We start from the raw sequence: 17,049 nt of genomic DNA on the forward strand, positions 1-17,049 counted from the left end.
CAATTAGGTTTTTTTTAACGCGCCCATTTTTCTGCGGGCACGGCTGAGGCTTTCTGGGGAAGCTCCCAAATAATTGGCTATTTGATAATTGGGTACACGGTCCTCGATATTCGGATAGCTTTCGCAGAATTCCAGATACCTTTCCTTAACGGTTTTTCCCAAAGATGATAGGATACGTTTGCGAAGCGCAATGAACGCACTGGTGACCAATTTCCTAAAATAACGTTCGAATATGGGAGCTTGCTGAAACAAGGTTTGCAAATCATCATAATTGATGGCCAATAGAGTGGAATCTTCCAGGGCTTCAATATATAATTTGGAGGGCACCTGATTGTAAAACGCATCAAAATCACCCAGCCACCAATTCTCTATGGCAAACTGAACGATGTTCTTGTTTCCTTTCTTGTCCAAATAATAAGCGCTTAAGCATCCCTTTACCACAAAATACTCATGTCTCACATGGGTATCAGGTTGCAATAAAAGTTTGCCTTTGGCCACCGCCACTTCCCGAAGTTTTGAAGAGAGCAAATAGATATCCTCTGGTCTTGTGCTCACTTGGCTCTTGACATGTTCAATTAAAGGCTCATGGGTCATAAGTGCTTAAAAAGAATGATTTCGCGGTTTAAATTTTTGGTTGAGATTGAGTGAAAAGACCAAATGTTCAGTTGCATTACTTCTTGCTAAATACCATACAATGCTGCCAAGGGAGGTTGTCATCATTTCGTTCCAAGACCAGGCCAGCGGCATTCATTTCTTTAACAGCCTGTGCTTCGGTCATTTTATGTAATTCCTTTATGGGCACTGTCGGGTCTTCGCCACGGTATTCTATCAAAAATAATTTGCCATCGGGTTTTAATGCCTTTTTTATGGAGGCAATCATTTCCTTCGGATAATTGAATTCATGGTATACGTCAACCATCAGCACTTTGTCCACACTATTTGCTGGAAGGTTTACACTTTTTTCGCTACCCTTTATTATTGTGATATTTTGAATCTGCTCCGCTTCTTTTTTTGCCTGTAGCGCTTGGAGCATTTCATCTTGGATATCACCCGCATAAATGGTTCCCTCGTCGGCCATCGGCGCCATTTTAAAGACATGGTAGCCAGAACCAGCACCAATATCGGCAATGACATCGGTTGGTTTTATGTTCATGTTTTTTAAAAGGATAGAGGTATTTTCCTCTTCCTCACGTTCGGGCCGTTCCAACCAATTGATTCCCTGAAACCCCATTACATAGGCTATTTCTCGACCCATATACCATTTTCCAATACCGTTGGGGTCACCTTTTTTATACACATAGTCGGTGTTGTCCTTGGTTTGGCCATTACAACCGCAAATAAAAAACAGGCCGAATAAAACTGGGATTCTTTTTATTATAAATCTTAGTGACATAGTTAGAATTTAGTATCCAGCAGCTTGACCATCCTTTCTGGATTCCGATGCCCCTGTATACACCTTGTTTTCAACATCAACTCCAATGGCTTGATAGCCTCCGAACATCCCTACGCCAAAGCCCAAACGATGGCCTTTTTTACTCAATTCCCTTAGGGTTTCGGGTGCAAAACCGCTTTCGAGATACAGCGTGCCCCCATTCGTCATGGTAGACCCTGTGGGCTGCGAGCTGCCCCGATGGCGCATCCTTGGTGCGTCGCCAGCTTCCTGTAAATTCATTCCAAAGTCAACGATGTTCACCACGATCTGTGCATGTCCCTGGGGCTGAACTGCGCCGCCCATGAGGCCAAAACTCACCCAAGGTTGACCATCTTTGGTTATAAATGCTGGAATAATGGTGTGAAATGGGCGTTTCCCTGGTTCCAACGCATTCGCATGGCTCCTATCTTGCACATTGAACATTTGACCGCGATTTTGAAGCACAAAGCCCAATCCATCGGGCACCATGCCCGATGCAAACTCGGAATAAATACTCTGTATCAAAGATACCATGTTGCCATCCTTGTCGGCAACGGTCAAATAGGTTGTGTTTCCTGTTTCTATTTCCATGTCACCTGCGGGATAGCTATCGGCAGCTTTATCGAGATCGATTAGGTTTCTTCGTTGGGACGCATATTCATCTGACAACAGCGTTTCCAAAGGAATATTGACGAAATCTGGGTCGGCATAGAATTTGGCCCTGTCCTCATAAGCCAACTTTTTTGCTTCTGTAAGCACGTGCAAATATTCGGCACTGCCAAAACCCATTCTTCCAATATCAAACCCTTCAAGAATGTTCAGCATCTGCAACGCAGCGGTGCCCTGTCCGTTGGGAGGAAGTTCCCAAACATCGTATCCGCGATAGTTCACCGAAACAGGCGTTACCCAATTTGAGGTGTGATTGGCCAAGTCTTCATATCTTAAAAACCCATTGTGTTTTTTCATGTAGCTATCGATGGTCTTTGCAATGGAACCTTTGTAAAAGGCATCTCGGCCACCTTTGGCAATCAGTGCGTAGGTGTTGGCCAAATCCTGATTTACAAAAACCTCTCCCTTTATCGGTGGTCTTCCAGATGGCATGTAGGTTTCGGCAAAACCAGGTTGGTCTTTATGCCCATCATAACTCGAAGCCATTTCAAACGCAATGACCTCAGATACTGGAAATCCATTGTTCCCATAATCTATAGCGGGCTGCAAAATATCTTCCATGGGCAACTTTCCAAATTTCTCATGCAATTTGAACCAACCGTCCACACAACCTGGTACTGATACGGGCAATGGGCCATACAGGGGAACATATTTTAATCCTTTTTCCATAAAATAATCGATGGTCAAGGACTTGGGCGCCCTGCCGCTGCCGTTTAACCCATATAATTTCTGTTCTTCGGCGGACCACACTATGGCGAAGATATCACCACCAATTCCACAACTTGCGGGTTCCACAAGTCCTAGCACGGCATTGGCCGCTATGGCGGCATCCATTGCGCTACCTCCTTTTTTTAAGATATCCAAAGCAGCTTGGGTGGCCAACGGTTGGCTTGTTGCCGCCATACCGTTCTGTGCCAAAATTTCGGAACGTGTAGTAAAGGGTTCACCTGTCAATCGATCTTGGGCATGCATCATGGTCCCAAAGGTGAACAGGGCAATAAAGGTTGATAAAATTTTCATTTTCAATTTTTTAGAAAGTAGTCATCATTTGAGTCGATTGGATTCAAATGATGGGGTTAGTTACAGAGTTGGTTTGTTCCTTTAAATATAACGATAGTAGAATCAACCTACCTAGCCATTCGAAAAAAAGTTGATATCCAACACAAGGAATAAGGTTTTCGAATATTCATGGGTGGTTTGGTACCATTATTTCCATTTATTCAATAATTCAAACTAAAAAACCACCCAAAGGGTGGCTTTTCCGCTCTCATTTGAAAGAGATATTGTAAAAATGGAGTACTTATAGTATTTCCACAACTTCAAGGTCAAAAACCAAATCTTGGCCAGCCAACGGGTGGTTGGCATCGATGATAATATCTTCTTCTTCCACCTTGGCCACACGGAATTGTTGTTCCTGTCCGGCAGCATTGGAGCCTACTAGACCCATGCCAACTTGAGGCTCCAGGTCTTCTGGCAATTGAGATTTCGAGACTTTTTGAAAAAGGGATTCATTGACCTCTCCATAAGCATCCTTTTTATCGATGGTAATGGTTTTCTTTTCATTAACGGCCATATCGATCAATCCTTTTTCAAAACCTGGTATAAGTTGACCCTGTCCCAAGGCTACTTCCATAGGTTCGCGCTCCAACGAACTGTCAAAAACCTGTCCATTGGTCAATTTACCTGTGTAGTGCACCTTTACAGTGTCATTCTCTTTTACTGTACTCATAATTTTTGTTTATAGTTTTAAAATCAAAACGTTGCAAATATAATAGGTATAAAACGGTTCAACGAATGAGAGGTGCATTGGTTTTCGAAAAAAGGGGGATTTTGCACCTATTTTACTCCAAGAGCTCCAATTTATTTTTCAAAAAGCTTTTTGTGCTGTCCGTTTCAATTTCCAGCCATACGGGAAGGTGGTCGCTAATCTGGTTACGTTTCCAGAATCTGTTGTAATAGGATTGAAATGCTTCATCAGAAGTCAGGTTGGACGGATCGTCCTTATGTGCACGCATCAACTCGTGGTATTTTGAGATGTCTTCAGGTGTATTTTGATACACATAATCAAACAATTTAAAGACCCCTCCCCGCTCCTGTCCGTTTTCGTCTTTTCCTATTTTAAAATATTGATCCACATGCAGAAAAATGCGATCATAGATTTGGTTAAGGCTGGTATTGGTATATTTTCCCTTGAGACCATCACTTTCTATAAACCCTTTATCGTTTATCAATCGTACAATATCCTCATCTTCTTTATACAAATTGGTATCACCCAAAACAATAAGGTTGCGGTCCTCGAAGGACGAGCGGTTCAGTTTGAGCTCCAAGAGCTGCATGAGCAGGCGTACTTCTTCACTTCGGATTTCCTTGTCGGTCGGATTCCCAGCGCCATTGGCGCCTTCTCCGGGGTGAAGGTGCAAACTCACAATGGAGAATTTTTTCCAACCACTTTCGAAACCAGTGAACGTTGGGGTTCGCTTCAGTTGTTTTATAATGGGATTTTCAGAGATGAACTCATCGGGAATCACCAGTTCACCCGAGAGTCCGGAGTGGGTCACTCGCCTAGAATCGTAAATAAAACCAAACCGTTCCTCGTTGCCCGCCCTACCTTCGGTCACATCGCTAATGGTGTATTTCCAGTCACTGCCCAAAAGGCTCATGATCTTGTCAAAATGGTCCAAGTCCCCATTGATTTCTTGCAGCGCAACAATGTCGAATGCATTAATGATCTCTGCAATGTAAAACAGGGATTCGGCCGTTCTATCCCTTAACCTTCCAAAATTTTTGATGTTCCAAGAGGCCAACAATAGGTTTTTGTCCACGCCCTTTGGTGGAATATTGTTCAAGAGGCCCTCTTTAAGTTGCAGTAGCCCTTTAATGGTTCTTTCTTTGCCCTCATTGTCCAACAACCTTGCATAATTGTTGTTTTTATCGAGCATAACCAAAAAGTAGCGATTGGTATTTAGTTCCGCATCCGGTCTAAGATCGGTGTACCACATAATTTCAGTTTTTAGGATTCTATTGTATGTGGGGAACCTTTTCGGATTTCTCTATCGAGGGAAACGGGGAGTATTCTTTCTGATATTCAATCTTAGAAAGAAAAAACATTTCAATATATGAATTTTATGGTTGATTCCATTGGTGTAAAACCTTAAGAATTCCGTGGGTTTTATGAGGGGTTTTTAAGGGTTTGGGTTAAATATAAAATTAACGAGGTGTCTTACCTGGTTTTTTGCTGGAACTTTTTCTTTTTTCGACTTTCTCACCCAGCAGTTTGGAAGATCATCAAGTTAACGGGTTTTACCATCTCTTTATCCCTTTTCAATAAGACTATCGGATAATTTTCTTTATTTTCACATTTTTTGAAGTAATATCTTACATAAATGACCAACCTCAAAGCGTGGCTGTTTTTCTGCCTGTTTCCTGTTTTTACAACGTTTTCCTATTCTCAATGGACTCCTACATCTGGGCCAGAGGGTGGGGCTACTAGTGATGTTATCAAAGTGAACAATACGTTACTGGTGATTTCTTCGTATACAATTCATTCTTCTACAAATAATGGTGAATCATGGACCAAAAGTATTTCTGGGCTACCGGAAGATGGCGGGGCAACTAGTTTGACTACTGATGGCAATACTATTTACGTTGCTTTGGTCGGAAACGGTATTTATAAATCAACAGATGAAGGAAATTCTTGGGTTCCCGCAAATAAATATATTGAGGACCTTACATTTTACAAGGTTTTTGCCAATGGTGCTACAATTTATGGTGGTACGGATACAGGTGTAATATATCGATCTCTTGATTCAGGAGAAAATTGGACAGTTTGGAGCACTGGAGTTACAGGTTATCAAGTCAGCGATTTTGTAGTTTTTAATTCCAAAGTATATGTAGGTACACTTGACGGGGTTTTCGAAAATGATGGTAATAGCGCTATCTGGACACAAGTAGACATACCTGGACTTACCCATGGCGCATGGTCTTTAACAACTCAAAACGGAATATTGTATGTTGGAGGTATTGGTGAAGTATATGTTTCTAATGATAATTTGAGTACGTGGTTAGCAATGAACACTGGGAACGCAAGTATTTCAGACCTAATTTCCATACAAAATACTGTATATGCTGTTGGTGGGTCACGTTCATATTTTTATTCAAACGATAATGGAGCCACTTGGAGTGAGGTCTCGGTTTTGTCCCCTGACAATTATAGCATTTTAAAGTCTTTACTAATATCAAATGGGAAAATAATAGTCAGCTCTACTTCTGGTAACTATGAATCGTTGGATAATGGTATCTCTTGGACATGGAACAATACAGGTACTAGAACACAAAACATTACAACTTTTGCTTCAAATGATTACTACCTTTTTGCAGGTACTGGAGGTAATGGGCTGTTCCGTTCTGCTAACAATGGTGTCTCCTGGACTGCTATTAATTCAGGAATCGATAGACCAAACGCTTTCACTATCCATGAAATGATAGAAGTGGACAATAAACTAATTATTGCCACCGGTGGAGGGGTGTTCTTATCCAATGACAATGGTGATACTTGGGAAAAAAAGATTGATTCAGGAATCAACATTGCAACCTCTGCTTTGGATTATTCTAATGGCATATTGGTATCGGGCGTGCGGGGAGATGGTATCTATTTATCCTACGATTTAGGGGAAACATGGGAGGTTTTTGTTCCCGAAGGTTTGGATTCAGGGGAGTCTTATGTAAAACTAGCAATGGAAGAATCTACAATGCTTCTCGATTCGGGAAACGGCGATGTTTACCTATCTACGGATATGGGACAAAGTTGGAATCTCATCACCACTTTGGAGAATAATTCTATTTTTATTGAAGATATTGATATTATCAATGGTAAACTTTTTGTTTCGGACAGTTATGGGCTTCATAAATCCCCCGATATGGGGCAAACTTGGACCACCTACCAAAATACTGACTTTAGCATCGTAGAGAATATTACTGTTGAGGGCGATATACTGTATTTAGCAACACGAAAAGGTTTTAAGGCAACAACCATAGATCAAGATGTTTGGTATTCGTTTGCAGACGGTATGGGAAACATTGGCACCACCAGTATTTTCCTCAATAAGGGACAATTGTTCGCTGGCACTTATAGATTTAGTGTATGGTCTAGACCTGTATCCGAAGTAGTGGTTCCTTTTCCTGATGATGACAATGACGGCGTTGCCAATGCGGATGATTTTTGCCCAAACACTTATCCAGGTAATGTTGTGAATGAAGATGGCTGCGATCTAATAGCTGCGGACGCAATTAGCGTAGTTGGGAAATCACCATCTTGCCCAAATGTTGACAATGCCAAAATAGAGGTAGGCACAACGCTATCCGGATATGTTTTTGATATAAGTCTGGAAGGAGAAGGAGTTAGCCAAAGTTTCCAAAGCGTGAGTCTTGACGTAGATTTTACGTTAGATGGTCTTGCTCCGGGCACCTATGAGGTAGTTATTTCAATACCTGAAATACGTTATGAGCAATTGTTCGGTTTGAACATTAATGAAATCGACAACATATCGGGAAAAAGAAACAGTGTCGATAAAAACAGTAAAACGGCAAAATACGTGGTTTCAGGAAGCAAGGAATATTTGGTCAATGTTAATGGATTGCAGAGAAACTATTATTTCGAAAGCGAAGGTGAAAACGAGATTTTGATTCAAAATTTAGAAAGCTTCAACACCGTTCAAATTTTGAGCAAAAGGGAATGTCAAGGAATCATTGAAGACAAATTGATTTTGGAAACTGAAATACAGGTATTTCCAACAATTACTTCAGGCATGCTCTCCATAGCAGGAGAATCCAAAATAACACATATCAACGTCTACAATGCAATTGGTCAACTTGTTCTCCGCAAAAAAATAAATTCACTGGAAAACTACAGGACCATTCATTTGGAGGGCCAATCGGCTGGACTATACATCGTACACGTGGTCGGCCAAAATAATATCAAAAGATTCAAAATCATCAAACAATGAAAAAGCATTTGAAAAGTAAAGTCTTTACAATAACTATGCTATCGATGCTATTAGGCGCGTGCTCGTCTTCTTCCTCACCTGAAGAGGTGGAAGTTATAGCGCCAAGTAAACCAAACGCAATACTTCCGGTAAACGGTGAAACTTGTTCTGATTATATCGAGGTCCCTCAAGACGAAAGCAAAGCCATTGTTCTCTTTACATGGGAAAGTACTGCGAATGCAACGAGCTATCTTTTAGAAGTATTCGATGGGGATGTTGTGGTAAACAGCATACGTGCCTCTCGAACGGATACAGAAGCTACTCTTGACAAGGGCAAATCCTATACATGGACCATAACGGCCGAAAACACAGCGGGCCAAACAACGAGCGATACCATGTCGTTTACAACACCGGGTGAAGCTATCGCAAATTATGCACCCTATGCCGCTGAAATCAGCACTACTTTTAATATTGAAACCTCAGAACTTGAAATATCTTGGGTGGGAAGCGATAAGGATAATGACCCCCTAGTCTATGATATTACCGTAAATACGAGTGAAGGTGCCAATGTAATCGAACAAACAGGACTAATCGAAACAACTTTGGAACCCTTTTCTGTTGTTCTTGGCGAAACTTATTCCATAAGTGTTAAAAGTATTGATGATACCGGTAACTTTTCCCTCTCTACTACGTACGTTGAAATAAAAACCTAATACAAAACCATTGCTCTTAACGTAGGATTCATTTAGCAAAATGGATTTAATTATTGATTGTTCGAGTTCTGAATTAATGTCTAAAATTTAATCAAAGTTGCACTACTTTTGATTTACTTCAACCAAATTATTATTGTTCCACCCACCCGTATATTTTTCATAAATGGGGCAAAACATGCCCCATTTCGTGTACGATAACATCTTCAAACAAATCCAAAGACTCTAGAAATTCCAAATCGTCAACATCAAAAAACATAACATCTGAAATAGGTAAGAAATCACTGGTACGAACAAAATTGGGGCCTGCTTGTCCCAAAATCCCACCAGGTCCGTCAATGGGTGCCAATGCGACCTCTATCACAATGTCGTCCAATGTGCCATCAACTGCAGGTGGAAAATTGTTGAATGCAGAAGGTATGGTTCCCGTAATGGAAGGGACGTCCCTTATAATTATACGCTCCCAACGTGCATCGGCCAAATCAAACACCTCTTGTGGTCTCTCCGTAGGTGGGAGCAAAAATTTTAGGCTGATATTAAAACGTCCTCTGTCCTCGCCTGCGGCATCACTTGCTCTTGCCGTAGAAATATCGGTTTCTATCAAATCGTCGATAATAATAGGTTCACCTGTACGCAAGGCAAGTTCCACCACTTTTGGTTCCGACTCCATTATCGCATTGGTATCTTCCTCCATGGCCACATCTAGCGAGCAGGAATTAAATACAGACATACCTAAAGTGGCTGCCAACAATAAAGAAAAGAATCATGTTCTCGTGAGGTTTTTCATAATCGTGTTTCAATTTAAGGTTACATAATAATCGACCTTAGGATGATGAATTAATTATAAATTCACAAGTAATATGTATAAATGGATAAAATTTATGTAGGAATGGATATGTAAGAATTTTGGTTTTACTTCTTATTGACCTCTACCAATTTATCATCGTTCCACTCACCGCCAGCGACCACATCACCGTCAGCATCATAAAATTTACCTGTACCACTGCGCTTGTCGTTTTTCCAGTCACCCGTGTACTTTTCACCATTGGGCCAATAGTAGGTGCCAAAACCGTTTCGTTTGTCATTTTTATAGCTGCCAACATAATATTCGCCATCGGGCCAATAAAAGGTGCCTTCACCATGACGTTCATTGTTGGCCCACTCGCCTTCGTATCGGCTTCCCGTATCCAACAGCGCAACTCCAAAACCATGTGCCTTACCATCTTTCACTTGGCCTATGTAGTGCATTTGATTCCCCTTTTTACTTTTAAAGGTGAGATATTCGCCAAAGGATTTTTGTTGTAATTGTTTTTTTAAACGGGCCAGTTGCACTCTGGCTTTCTCCAAAGAAAAATTGATGGAATCGTATTTTCTAACAGCCACTTCTTCCGACCACTCGGAATTTGGCAAGGTATCTTGCTCGGCTTTTAAGCTATCAGGGGCAGGATTGACGCTTGTATTGTTCTGTCTCAACTTTTCCGCCAAGGCAATTCGAAGTGGAATGAGCATGTTATTTTCCTCTTTGGAATTCATGGATGCATTGTACGAATTAATGGCAGCCTCATAATCCCCTTGAAGTAACAGGGAATCGATTCTGGTCAATTCTTCGTAGGTGTGTATTTTTTCGGATATGGCCTTGTTTTCTTCCTGAATTGTGGCGAGTTCATTTTGCAACTGAACTGATTTGGAAACAAAGAAGATGATGGCAACGGCCAGAATGGCCAAAAGAACAAAAGGAGCGTATTTTTTTATCTGCATGCGTTAATTGCTTGGTTCACTATTAGATACGGTCTAATCGGTTAAATGGACGTCGGGCAACTTATTTTTGACCCTTCTGAAGTCCGGTGAATAGTACATGTGAAAACGTAGGGTCCACCCTTGCTGAAAATATCCTGGGTTGGAACGTTCCTGTCCCTGCGAGTACATTACCCCTGCTGCAAAGGTCAACCGTGGGGTCACAATGTATCCCAAGGTGGTAGTCAATCGAAGATCTTCCATTGGACTCCCTATCACTTCCTTTCCGCTTTGCATGATCAGTTCCGCCTCGGGCGACACATAAATCGTTTTGGGTTTTAACTTCGTATCGTTCAAAGGTATTTTGGCGCGGAACATATATCGCCAGCGGTTCCTGAAAATATAATCACTGTCCTCTGCAAAACCTTGGGTCCAACGATGTTCAATTCTAATCCTGTGGTACAACATGGCCGAATAAAAGGGCATGGCAAATTGATATTGGTGCCAAATACGCCACTCGGGGACCACATTTCGATCCTCCGATTCTTCATCGGTGTTAAAATTAATCCGTACCACACCTCCCAATCTAAAGTTGGTCTTTTTATCAAAAATATATCCAATGGCGTGTCGGTTGTAAATTTGAGCTATTTGTCCCAAAAAAGGAGTGCTTTCTGTCTCTTCGAACCTGAAGTGGGTCTGGGCATCCCAAAAGAACCGCTTTCCGATCCTGATATTTCCGTAGGTATTGACCCAAACTTTTGTTTTTGGGTCTTTGTATTGCGAGGTTTCAGGCAATACCACAGGTTCCGATTCTTGGGCCACGACCGTTCCACAATACATCAATAACAAACCAACAACCACCAAAAAGCTACTGCTACTATTCCTCATGCCTATTGATTTTTTGATGTGAATTGCTGATTCAACAATTGTAAAACTTCGATAGGTCGATCCTCTCGCCGCAGCTGACGTTCCAGTTTTCGCGTGTCCTTATTTCTCAGATTCAGTATAGTTTGATGCGTTTCCGCTATTTGATCGTTCAACTTGCCCGCATTGTCACAGGTCAATTCTTCACGAGCCACCTGCAAAAAGTATGGAATCAATATATTTTCATAAGCTCCTGTTATGCGTTTTTTCACCTCTTCCGCCATCACATTGGCCATAAAGGGGTTCCACACGGCATCGGTATATTCTTTTTTGATTTCTTCTTGGCGTTCAGGAATACTTTTAAGGGTTTTCGCCAAACCTGTCAATTCGGAAAGACATGTTTTTACCCCTTTTCCATATTCCAGTTTTTCATTGGGATTCTTAATATCCGCATAGCTCGCCAAAGCACTATCGGCCAAATGTTGTAATTGGTTCAACGCGGCAGTGTACTCTTGGGGAAGTTCCGAAACGGAATCAATCTCTTGCTCAAGACCATTATTGAGCTCAATAAGTTCTTCTTCCAATCCGTTCAAAATCTGTAATTGCTCCTCATTGGTCAATCTGGAAGAAAGAGATCCCTTAATGTACTCCAAGCTCATTTTGGCATAGGTGGCCATTGCAGCTACGGACAATAGATCATTGCCCTCGTATCCGAACTCCTCCGAACTGGGCAAATTAAATGTTCTTGAATCACCAGCCTCGTTGGCGGGAACCACAATATTCTTTTCTGGTTTTCCCGCAGGCCAAAGGCGTTGCATTATTACAGGAACCTTTTGGTACTGGACAATATCGTTTTCCTTATACCCCACAAGGGTTCCCAGGGGTTTTAAAAAGTCATCGCTGATTTTTTGGGCCACATTGTAGTAGAAAAAGGCTTCTGGGTCGGTTCGTTTTACAATATTAAGGTGGCTGTTCTCCAAAATATCCTTGCTCAAATCCGCAGCAACCTCATAATCTTTCACAATCTGATCTAAGGTTTTATTTTGAAGGGAATCCAAGGGATGGTACGGCACCCTTACTTTGGCGTCCATGGAAAATCCATATGAACCTAAATACTGAAGTACCTCATTGATTTTTTGATAATATCCAAGATGCTGCCCCAACAATCGCGATATATGGCTGGTCGTCACCTCATCTTCCAAAACAGCGTTCAACAGGGCAATATATTGTTCATTTAAAGTAATCGTCTCATAGTTTAGCTCGTTGGCGCTGAATATGGAGACTTCCTTAGACACCCTTTCGGTTTTTATCATAATGGTTCGAAGAAGGCCATCATCAAAAAACCAATCTTCAATATCTTCCACCGATTCCGTGCCGTAAAAAGACCACTCATCATGAGCCAATCCGTCGCGCAGGAACCGCCCGACCAAGACGCTGGTATCGTTTTCTATTTGAAAGTTTTGCTGTGGAACACCATCATCAAAGGAAAAACTGCTCTTGAACAAGGTCTTTTCTATCTTGGAATCTTTGATTTGGTTGATAGTATAGGTCCAGGCTCCATCAGGTTTACCTTTGGTAAGATTTCCTTCTCCCGTTTCCTGAACACCGCTCACCAAGACCCGATACTCATTGTCCACTACCTGACTCTGACTATTGGTCTGGAACTCCCCAAACTGAAACTCCCAAGGTCCATTGGCTGTGCCTTGATCAAAATAACCAGTGAAACGAAAAGAAGAATCCTCGTTTTCCATCAAGGTTTCGAGATTGGATTTTTGCAATTGAAAATCACCGTTAAAAACCGTATCCAAGTCCACTATGCTGTATTGATAGATTGCTTTTCCTTGATAGGGTCCCACTTGAAGCGGTCCTTCATAAGTTTTCAAATCTTGGCCAAAGGTCTGAAGCGAAAACGCCAAAAAAAGAAATGCAGGGAAAAGCCATTTTTTAGAGGGCTGTATCATGTAGAGTTGTTATTTAGCTGAATGGTCTATTTTATTTACGTAGGACAACGCCAGATGGACTATTTGACCTTGCGTTTTGACTATTTTCTCACTTTTCTCTCAATAAATTCAAGGATTGCGAATTGTGACGAAGTGTAATTGATAAAATACAATGAAACAGGTCAAAAATGACAGGATTCATCAGATAAAAAAGTAAGAGGGCTATTCCATTTTTTTATACCTTGTTTACCTAAGTCATCATTAAAATAACTCAATGAAAAGAAACTACTACCTATTGGCCTTGGCCATGTTTATCGGTTTTTCCACGCTATCCGCTCAGGACAAAGAGGAGGAAAAGGACAGCACGGAAAAAGCTACCAAGGAACTCCCATTGGAACCTGAAAGAACCATTTCATTCACCACCAAAGAGGGCACTTGGATGTCCTTGGATGTAAGCCCAGATGGGAATACCATTATTTTTGATTTGATGGGCGATCTGTACACCATTCCCATACAAGGAGGCAAAGCCACCAAAATAACCGAAGGAATGGCCTACGATGTGCACCCAAGGTACAGCCCAGATGGTAAATCCATTGTTTTTATTTCCGACAAAAGCGGTTCCGACAATATTTGGACCATGGATTTGGAGTCCGAAGAAACCAAACAGATCACCGAGGACAACAACCAGAATTTCTTTTCGGCGGACTGGAGTCCCGATGGGGAATATATTGTTGGTGCGCGTGGCCGCAGAAATATCAAACTGCACATGTACCACAAGGATGGTGGTAGTGGCGCCCAGCTTATTAATGAACCCGACGATCTAAAAACCATTGACCCTGAATTTTCACCCGACGGCAAGCTTATTTATTTCTCTAGACGGATGAGGGCTTGGAACTATAATGCACAACTCCCACAGTATCAATTGGGAACCTATAGCACGGACGATGGAGGGGTTTCCACGATTACCTCCCGATACGGTTCTGCATTTACCCCTACCCTTTCGCCCGATGGCAAATGGTTGGTATATGGCAGTCGTTTTGAAACGGAGACTGGGTTGGTACTCCGCAATCTGGAAAATGGCGACGAAAGCTGGTTGGCTTACCCAGTGCAGCGCGATGAACAGGAGTCCATAGCTCCATTGGGTGTTTTGCCCGCCATGGCATTTACTCCCGACAGTAAAAATCTGGTAGCCAGTTACGGAGGAAAGATTTATAGCATCAATATTGCATCCAATACGGCCAAGGAAATTCCTTTTGAGGTGGATGTGAACCTTGAACTGGGACCGCAACTCTCTTTCAAATATCCAATTGAGGATACCAAAGAAGCTTTTGTAACGCAAATTCGTGATGCGGTACCTTCACCTGATGGCAGTCAGCTTGCCTTTACGGCTTTGAACAGACTATATGTAATGGATTTGCCGAATGGCGAACCAAAGCGTTTGACCAAAAACGACTTCACGGAAGCACAGCCCGCATGGTCTCCCGATGGCGAAACTATTGTTTTTACCTCTTGGGAAACCGATGGTGGCCATCTGTACAAAATCAATGCAAACGGACGCGGGGGTATCAAAAAATTGACAGAAGAAGCGGCCATTTACAGTAATCCTGCTTGGTCCTACAAAAGCAACAGGATTGCCTTTACCAAAGGTTCGGCCCAAGTGTACCGGGATGCCATAGGGCCCAGGGCCAGTGGTTCGCAAGAAGATTTGGCATGGATTCCTTCGGATGGTGGAAAAATAACCATAATCGACAAGGCCGAAGGTCGTTCCAACCCTCATTTCACCAAGGTGGACGACCGTATTTACTTGAGCAATGGAAAGGATTTAATTTCCATTCGTTGGGATGGCACGGACCAAAAAGAGCTCCTAACATTGAGCGGTATCACTACTTTCGGTTCCTCTTCATTTGGATTTCATGATGAAAATGGCGGGCACAACATTCTGCCAGGTTCTGAGCAATATCAAGCCCCCGAAGATAAGTCTTCAGCCCCTTCGGAAATTAAGATTTCTCCCGATGGCACCACGGCCTTGGCCAAGATAAACAATGATATTTACACGGTGACCATTCCAAAATTTGGAAAAACACCAAAGGTTTCCGTAGCCGATGCCGAAAAAGCGGCGTTCCCGGCCATGAAACTGACCGTTATGGGAGGGGAGTTCCCTGCTTGGTCGGACAATAGCAAAGATGTGCACTGGTCCTTGGGCGCGAGTCATTTTATCTACAACATTCCTGAAGCAGAAGCATATGCCGATAGCGTTGCCGTTGCCAAAAAAGAAGCTGAAAAGCTCAAGGAAAAAAAGAAAGACGAAGAGGACGAGGAGGACAAGGATGAAGATGAAAAGGACAAGGAAAAGGAAGAGGACAAAGGCTATACTGCCAAGGAATTAAAGGTAAAAGTCATCTATACCAAGGATATTCCGGAAGGCAGCATTCTGCTAAAGGGAGCAAGAATCATCACCATGAAGAACAACGAAATCATTGAAAACGGTGATGTCCTCATTGAAAACAATCGAATCAAAGCAGTAGGGCCTTCGGGTTCCTTATCAGTTCCGAGAGGTACGGTAGAAATTGATGCATCGGGCAAGACCATTACGCCCGGTTTTGTGGACACCCATGCCCATATGTGGCCGAATTGGGGCATACATAAAAATCAAATTTGGATCTATTCCGCCAACTTGGCCTATGGCGTTACCACTACCCGCGATCCACAAACGGCCACTACCGATGTGTTGACCTATTCCGATATGGTGGATGCCGGGATGATGCATGGACCCCGTGTATACAGTACCGGGCCAGGTGTTGGCTATTGGTCTTACAAAATCAAATCGTTGGAACATGCCAAGGAAGTTTTGAAGCAATACAGCGAATATTACGATACCAAAAGTATCAAAATGTATTTGGTGGGGAACCGACAGATGCGCCAATGGATCATAATGGCGGCCAAGGAACTGGAACTGATGCCCACCACCGAAGGAGGATTGGATTTTAAACTGAACATGACGCAATTGTTGGACGGCTATCCCGGACATGAGCATTCGTTCCCCATCTACCCCATATATAAGGATGTAGTACATTCCGTTGCCGAATCCAAAATGGCCGTAACCCCTACCCTTTTGGTGTCTTATGGAGGACCATGGGCAGAGAACTATTACTACGCTACAGAAGAGCCTTATCACGACAAAAAATTGCAATACTTTACACCTTACGAAGAGTTGGCAGAGAAGTCGCGAAGAAGGGGTGCTTGGTTTATGCCAGAGGAGCATATTTTTCCGAAACATGCCGAATTCATGAAGGATTTAGTGGAAGATGACGGTCTTGGCGGGGTTGGAAGTCATGGTCAGTTACAGGGATTGGGGTACCATTGGGAACTTTGGTCCGTGGCCAGTGGCGGCATGAAAAACATGGACGCACTGAAAGTTGCTACCATATTGGGCGCAGAATCCCTTGGATTGGATGGCGACCTTGGAAGTATTGAGGAAGGCAAATTGGCCGATATTCTGATCATGGACAAAAATCCGTTGGAAGATATTCGAAATACCAATACCCTGACGCACGTCATCAAAAACGGAAAGGTATATGATGCCGACACCTTGGATGAAGTGGCCCCTGTTAAAAAAGAGGCAGAGACATTCCATTGGCAAACCAAAAAACCAGAAGGAGTTCCAGGAATGAAAAAATAAAATTCCCTGAATTTAAAAATGAAAGGCGCACCGTTGGGTGCGCCTTTTTTTACGGCATTAA

12 protein-coding genes are annotated in these 17,049 nt (G+C 42.4%); 3 read left to right on the forward strand and 9 right to left on the reverse strand.

The window, feature by feature from the left end; all coding sequences use genetic code 11:
- Positions 1–3: 3 nt before the first annotated feature.
- The 5 genes from SD449_RS02440 to SD449_RS02460 form a co-directional block, all read right to left on the reverse strand.
- Positions 4–555, reverse strand: a complete 552-nt coding sequence (locus SD449_RS02440) for a Crp/Fnr family transcriptional regulator (RefSeq protein ID WP_318308494.1) — start codon at positions 553–555, stop codon at positions 4–6.
- 115 nt (positions 556–670) lie between these two features.
- Positions 671–1,393, reverse strand: a complete 723-nt coding sequence (locus tag SD449_RS02445) for a class I SAM-dependent methyltransferase (RefSeq protein ID WP_318308496.1) — start codon at positions 1,391–1,393, stop codon at positions 671–673.
- Positions 1,394–1,402: 9 nt separating this feature from the next.
- Entirely contained in the window at positions 1,403–3,100 is a 1,698-nt protein-coding gene (gene ggt / locus SD449_RS02450; RefSeq protein ID WP_318308497.1) for a gamma-glutamyltransferase, read from the reverse strand.
- A gap of 280 nt (positions 3,101–3,380) precedes the next feature.
- Positions 3,381–3,809 carry an FKBP-type peptidyl-prolyl cis-trans isomerase gene (locus SD449_RS02455; protein ID WP_318308499.1) on the reverse strand — a complete coding sequence of 143 codons (429 nt, stop codon included), beginning with the start codon at positions 3,807–3,809 and terminating at the stop codon, positions 3,381–3,383.
- Between the two features lie 112 nt (positions 3,810–3,921).
- On the reverse strand, positions 3,922–5,079 hold the full coding sequence (locus SD449_RS02460; protein ID WP_318308501.1) for an endonuclease/exonuclease/phosphatase family protein: 1,158 nt from the start codon (positions 5,077–5,079) through the stop codon (positions 3,922–3,924).
- 384 nt (positions 5,080–5,463) lie between these two features.
- Between SD449_RS02460 and SD449_RS02465 the strand changes: the two genes are divergently transcribed.
- Together SD449_RS02465 and SD449_RS02470 are read left to right on the forward strand one after the other, a co-directional pair.
- Complete coding sequence (locus SD449_RS02465; protein WP_318308503.1) at positions 5,464–8,082, forward strand: T9SS type A sorting domain-containing protein; 2,619 nt, start codon at positions 5,464–5,466, stop codon at positions 8,080–8,082.
- Positions 8,083–8,126: 44 nt separating this feature from the next.
- Positions 8,127–8,774 carry a hypothetical protein gene (locus SD449_RS02470; protein WP_318308504.1) on the forward strand — a complete coding sequence of 216 codons (648 nt, stop codon included), beginning with the start codon at positions 8,127–8,129 and terminating at the stop codon, positions 8,772–8,774.
- Positions 8,775–8,931: 157 nt separating this feature from the next.
- Here the strand turns inward: SD449_RS02470 and SD449_RS02475 are convergent, their stop codons facing one another.
- The 4 genes from SD449_RS02475 to SD449_RS02490 form a co-directional block, all read right to left on the reverse strand.
- A complete protein-coding gene (locus SD449_RS02475) occupies positions 8,932–9,501 on the reverse strand; it encodes a hypothetical protein (protein WP_318308506.1) in 570 nt (189 codons plus the stop codon).
- 182 nt (positions 9,502–9,683) lie between these two features.
- Positions 9,684–10,529 (reverse strand): MORN repeat-containing protein, encoded by an 846-nt coding sequence (locus SD449_RS02480; protein ID WP_318308508.1) that lies wholly within the window; start codon positions 10,527–10,529, stop codon positions 9,684–9,686.
- A 33-nt stretch (positions 10,530–10,562) separates the two neighbouring features.
- Positions 10,563–11,393 carry a DUF2490 domain-containing protein gene (locus SD449_RS02485; protein ID WP_318308510.1) on the reverse strand — a complete coding sequence of 277 codons (831 nt, stop codon included), beginning with the start codon at positions 11,391–11,393 and terminating at the stop codon, positions 10,563–10,565.
- A gap of 2 nt (positions 11,394–11,395) precedes the next feature.
- Entirely contained in the window at positions 11,396–13,330 is a 1,935-nt protein-coding gene (locus SD449_RS02490; RefSeq protein ID WP_318308512.1) for a hypothetical protein, read from the reverse strand.
- Positions 13,331–13,583: 253 nt separating this feature from the next.
- Between SD449_RS02490 and SD449_RS02495 the strand changes: the two genes are divergently transcribed.
- The gene (locus SD449_RS02495) at positions 13,584–16,988 is read left to right on the forward strand and encodes an amidohydrolase family protein (RefSeq protein ID WP_318308513.1); all 3,405 of its coding nucleotides are present in this window, start codon (positions 13,584–13,586) and stop codon (positions 16,986–16,988) included.
- Positions 16,989–17,049: the final 61 nt, after the last annotated feature.

The sequence above is a fragment of the Flagellimonas crocea genome (assembly GCF_033441595.1).
GTDB lineage: Bacteria > Bacteroidota > Bacteroidia > Flavobacteriales > Flavobacteriaceae > Flagellimonas > Flagellimonas crocea.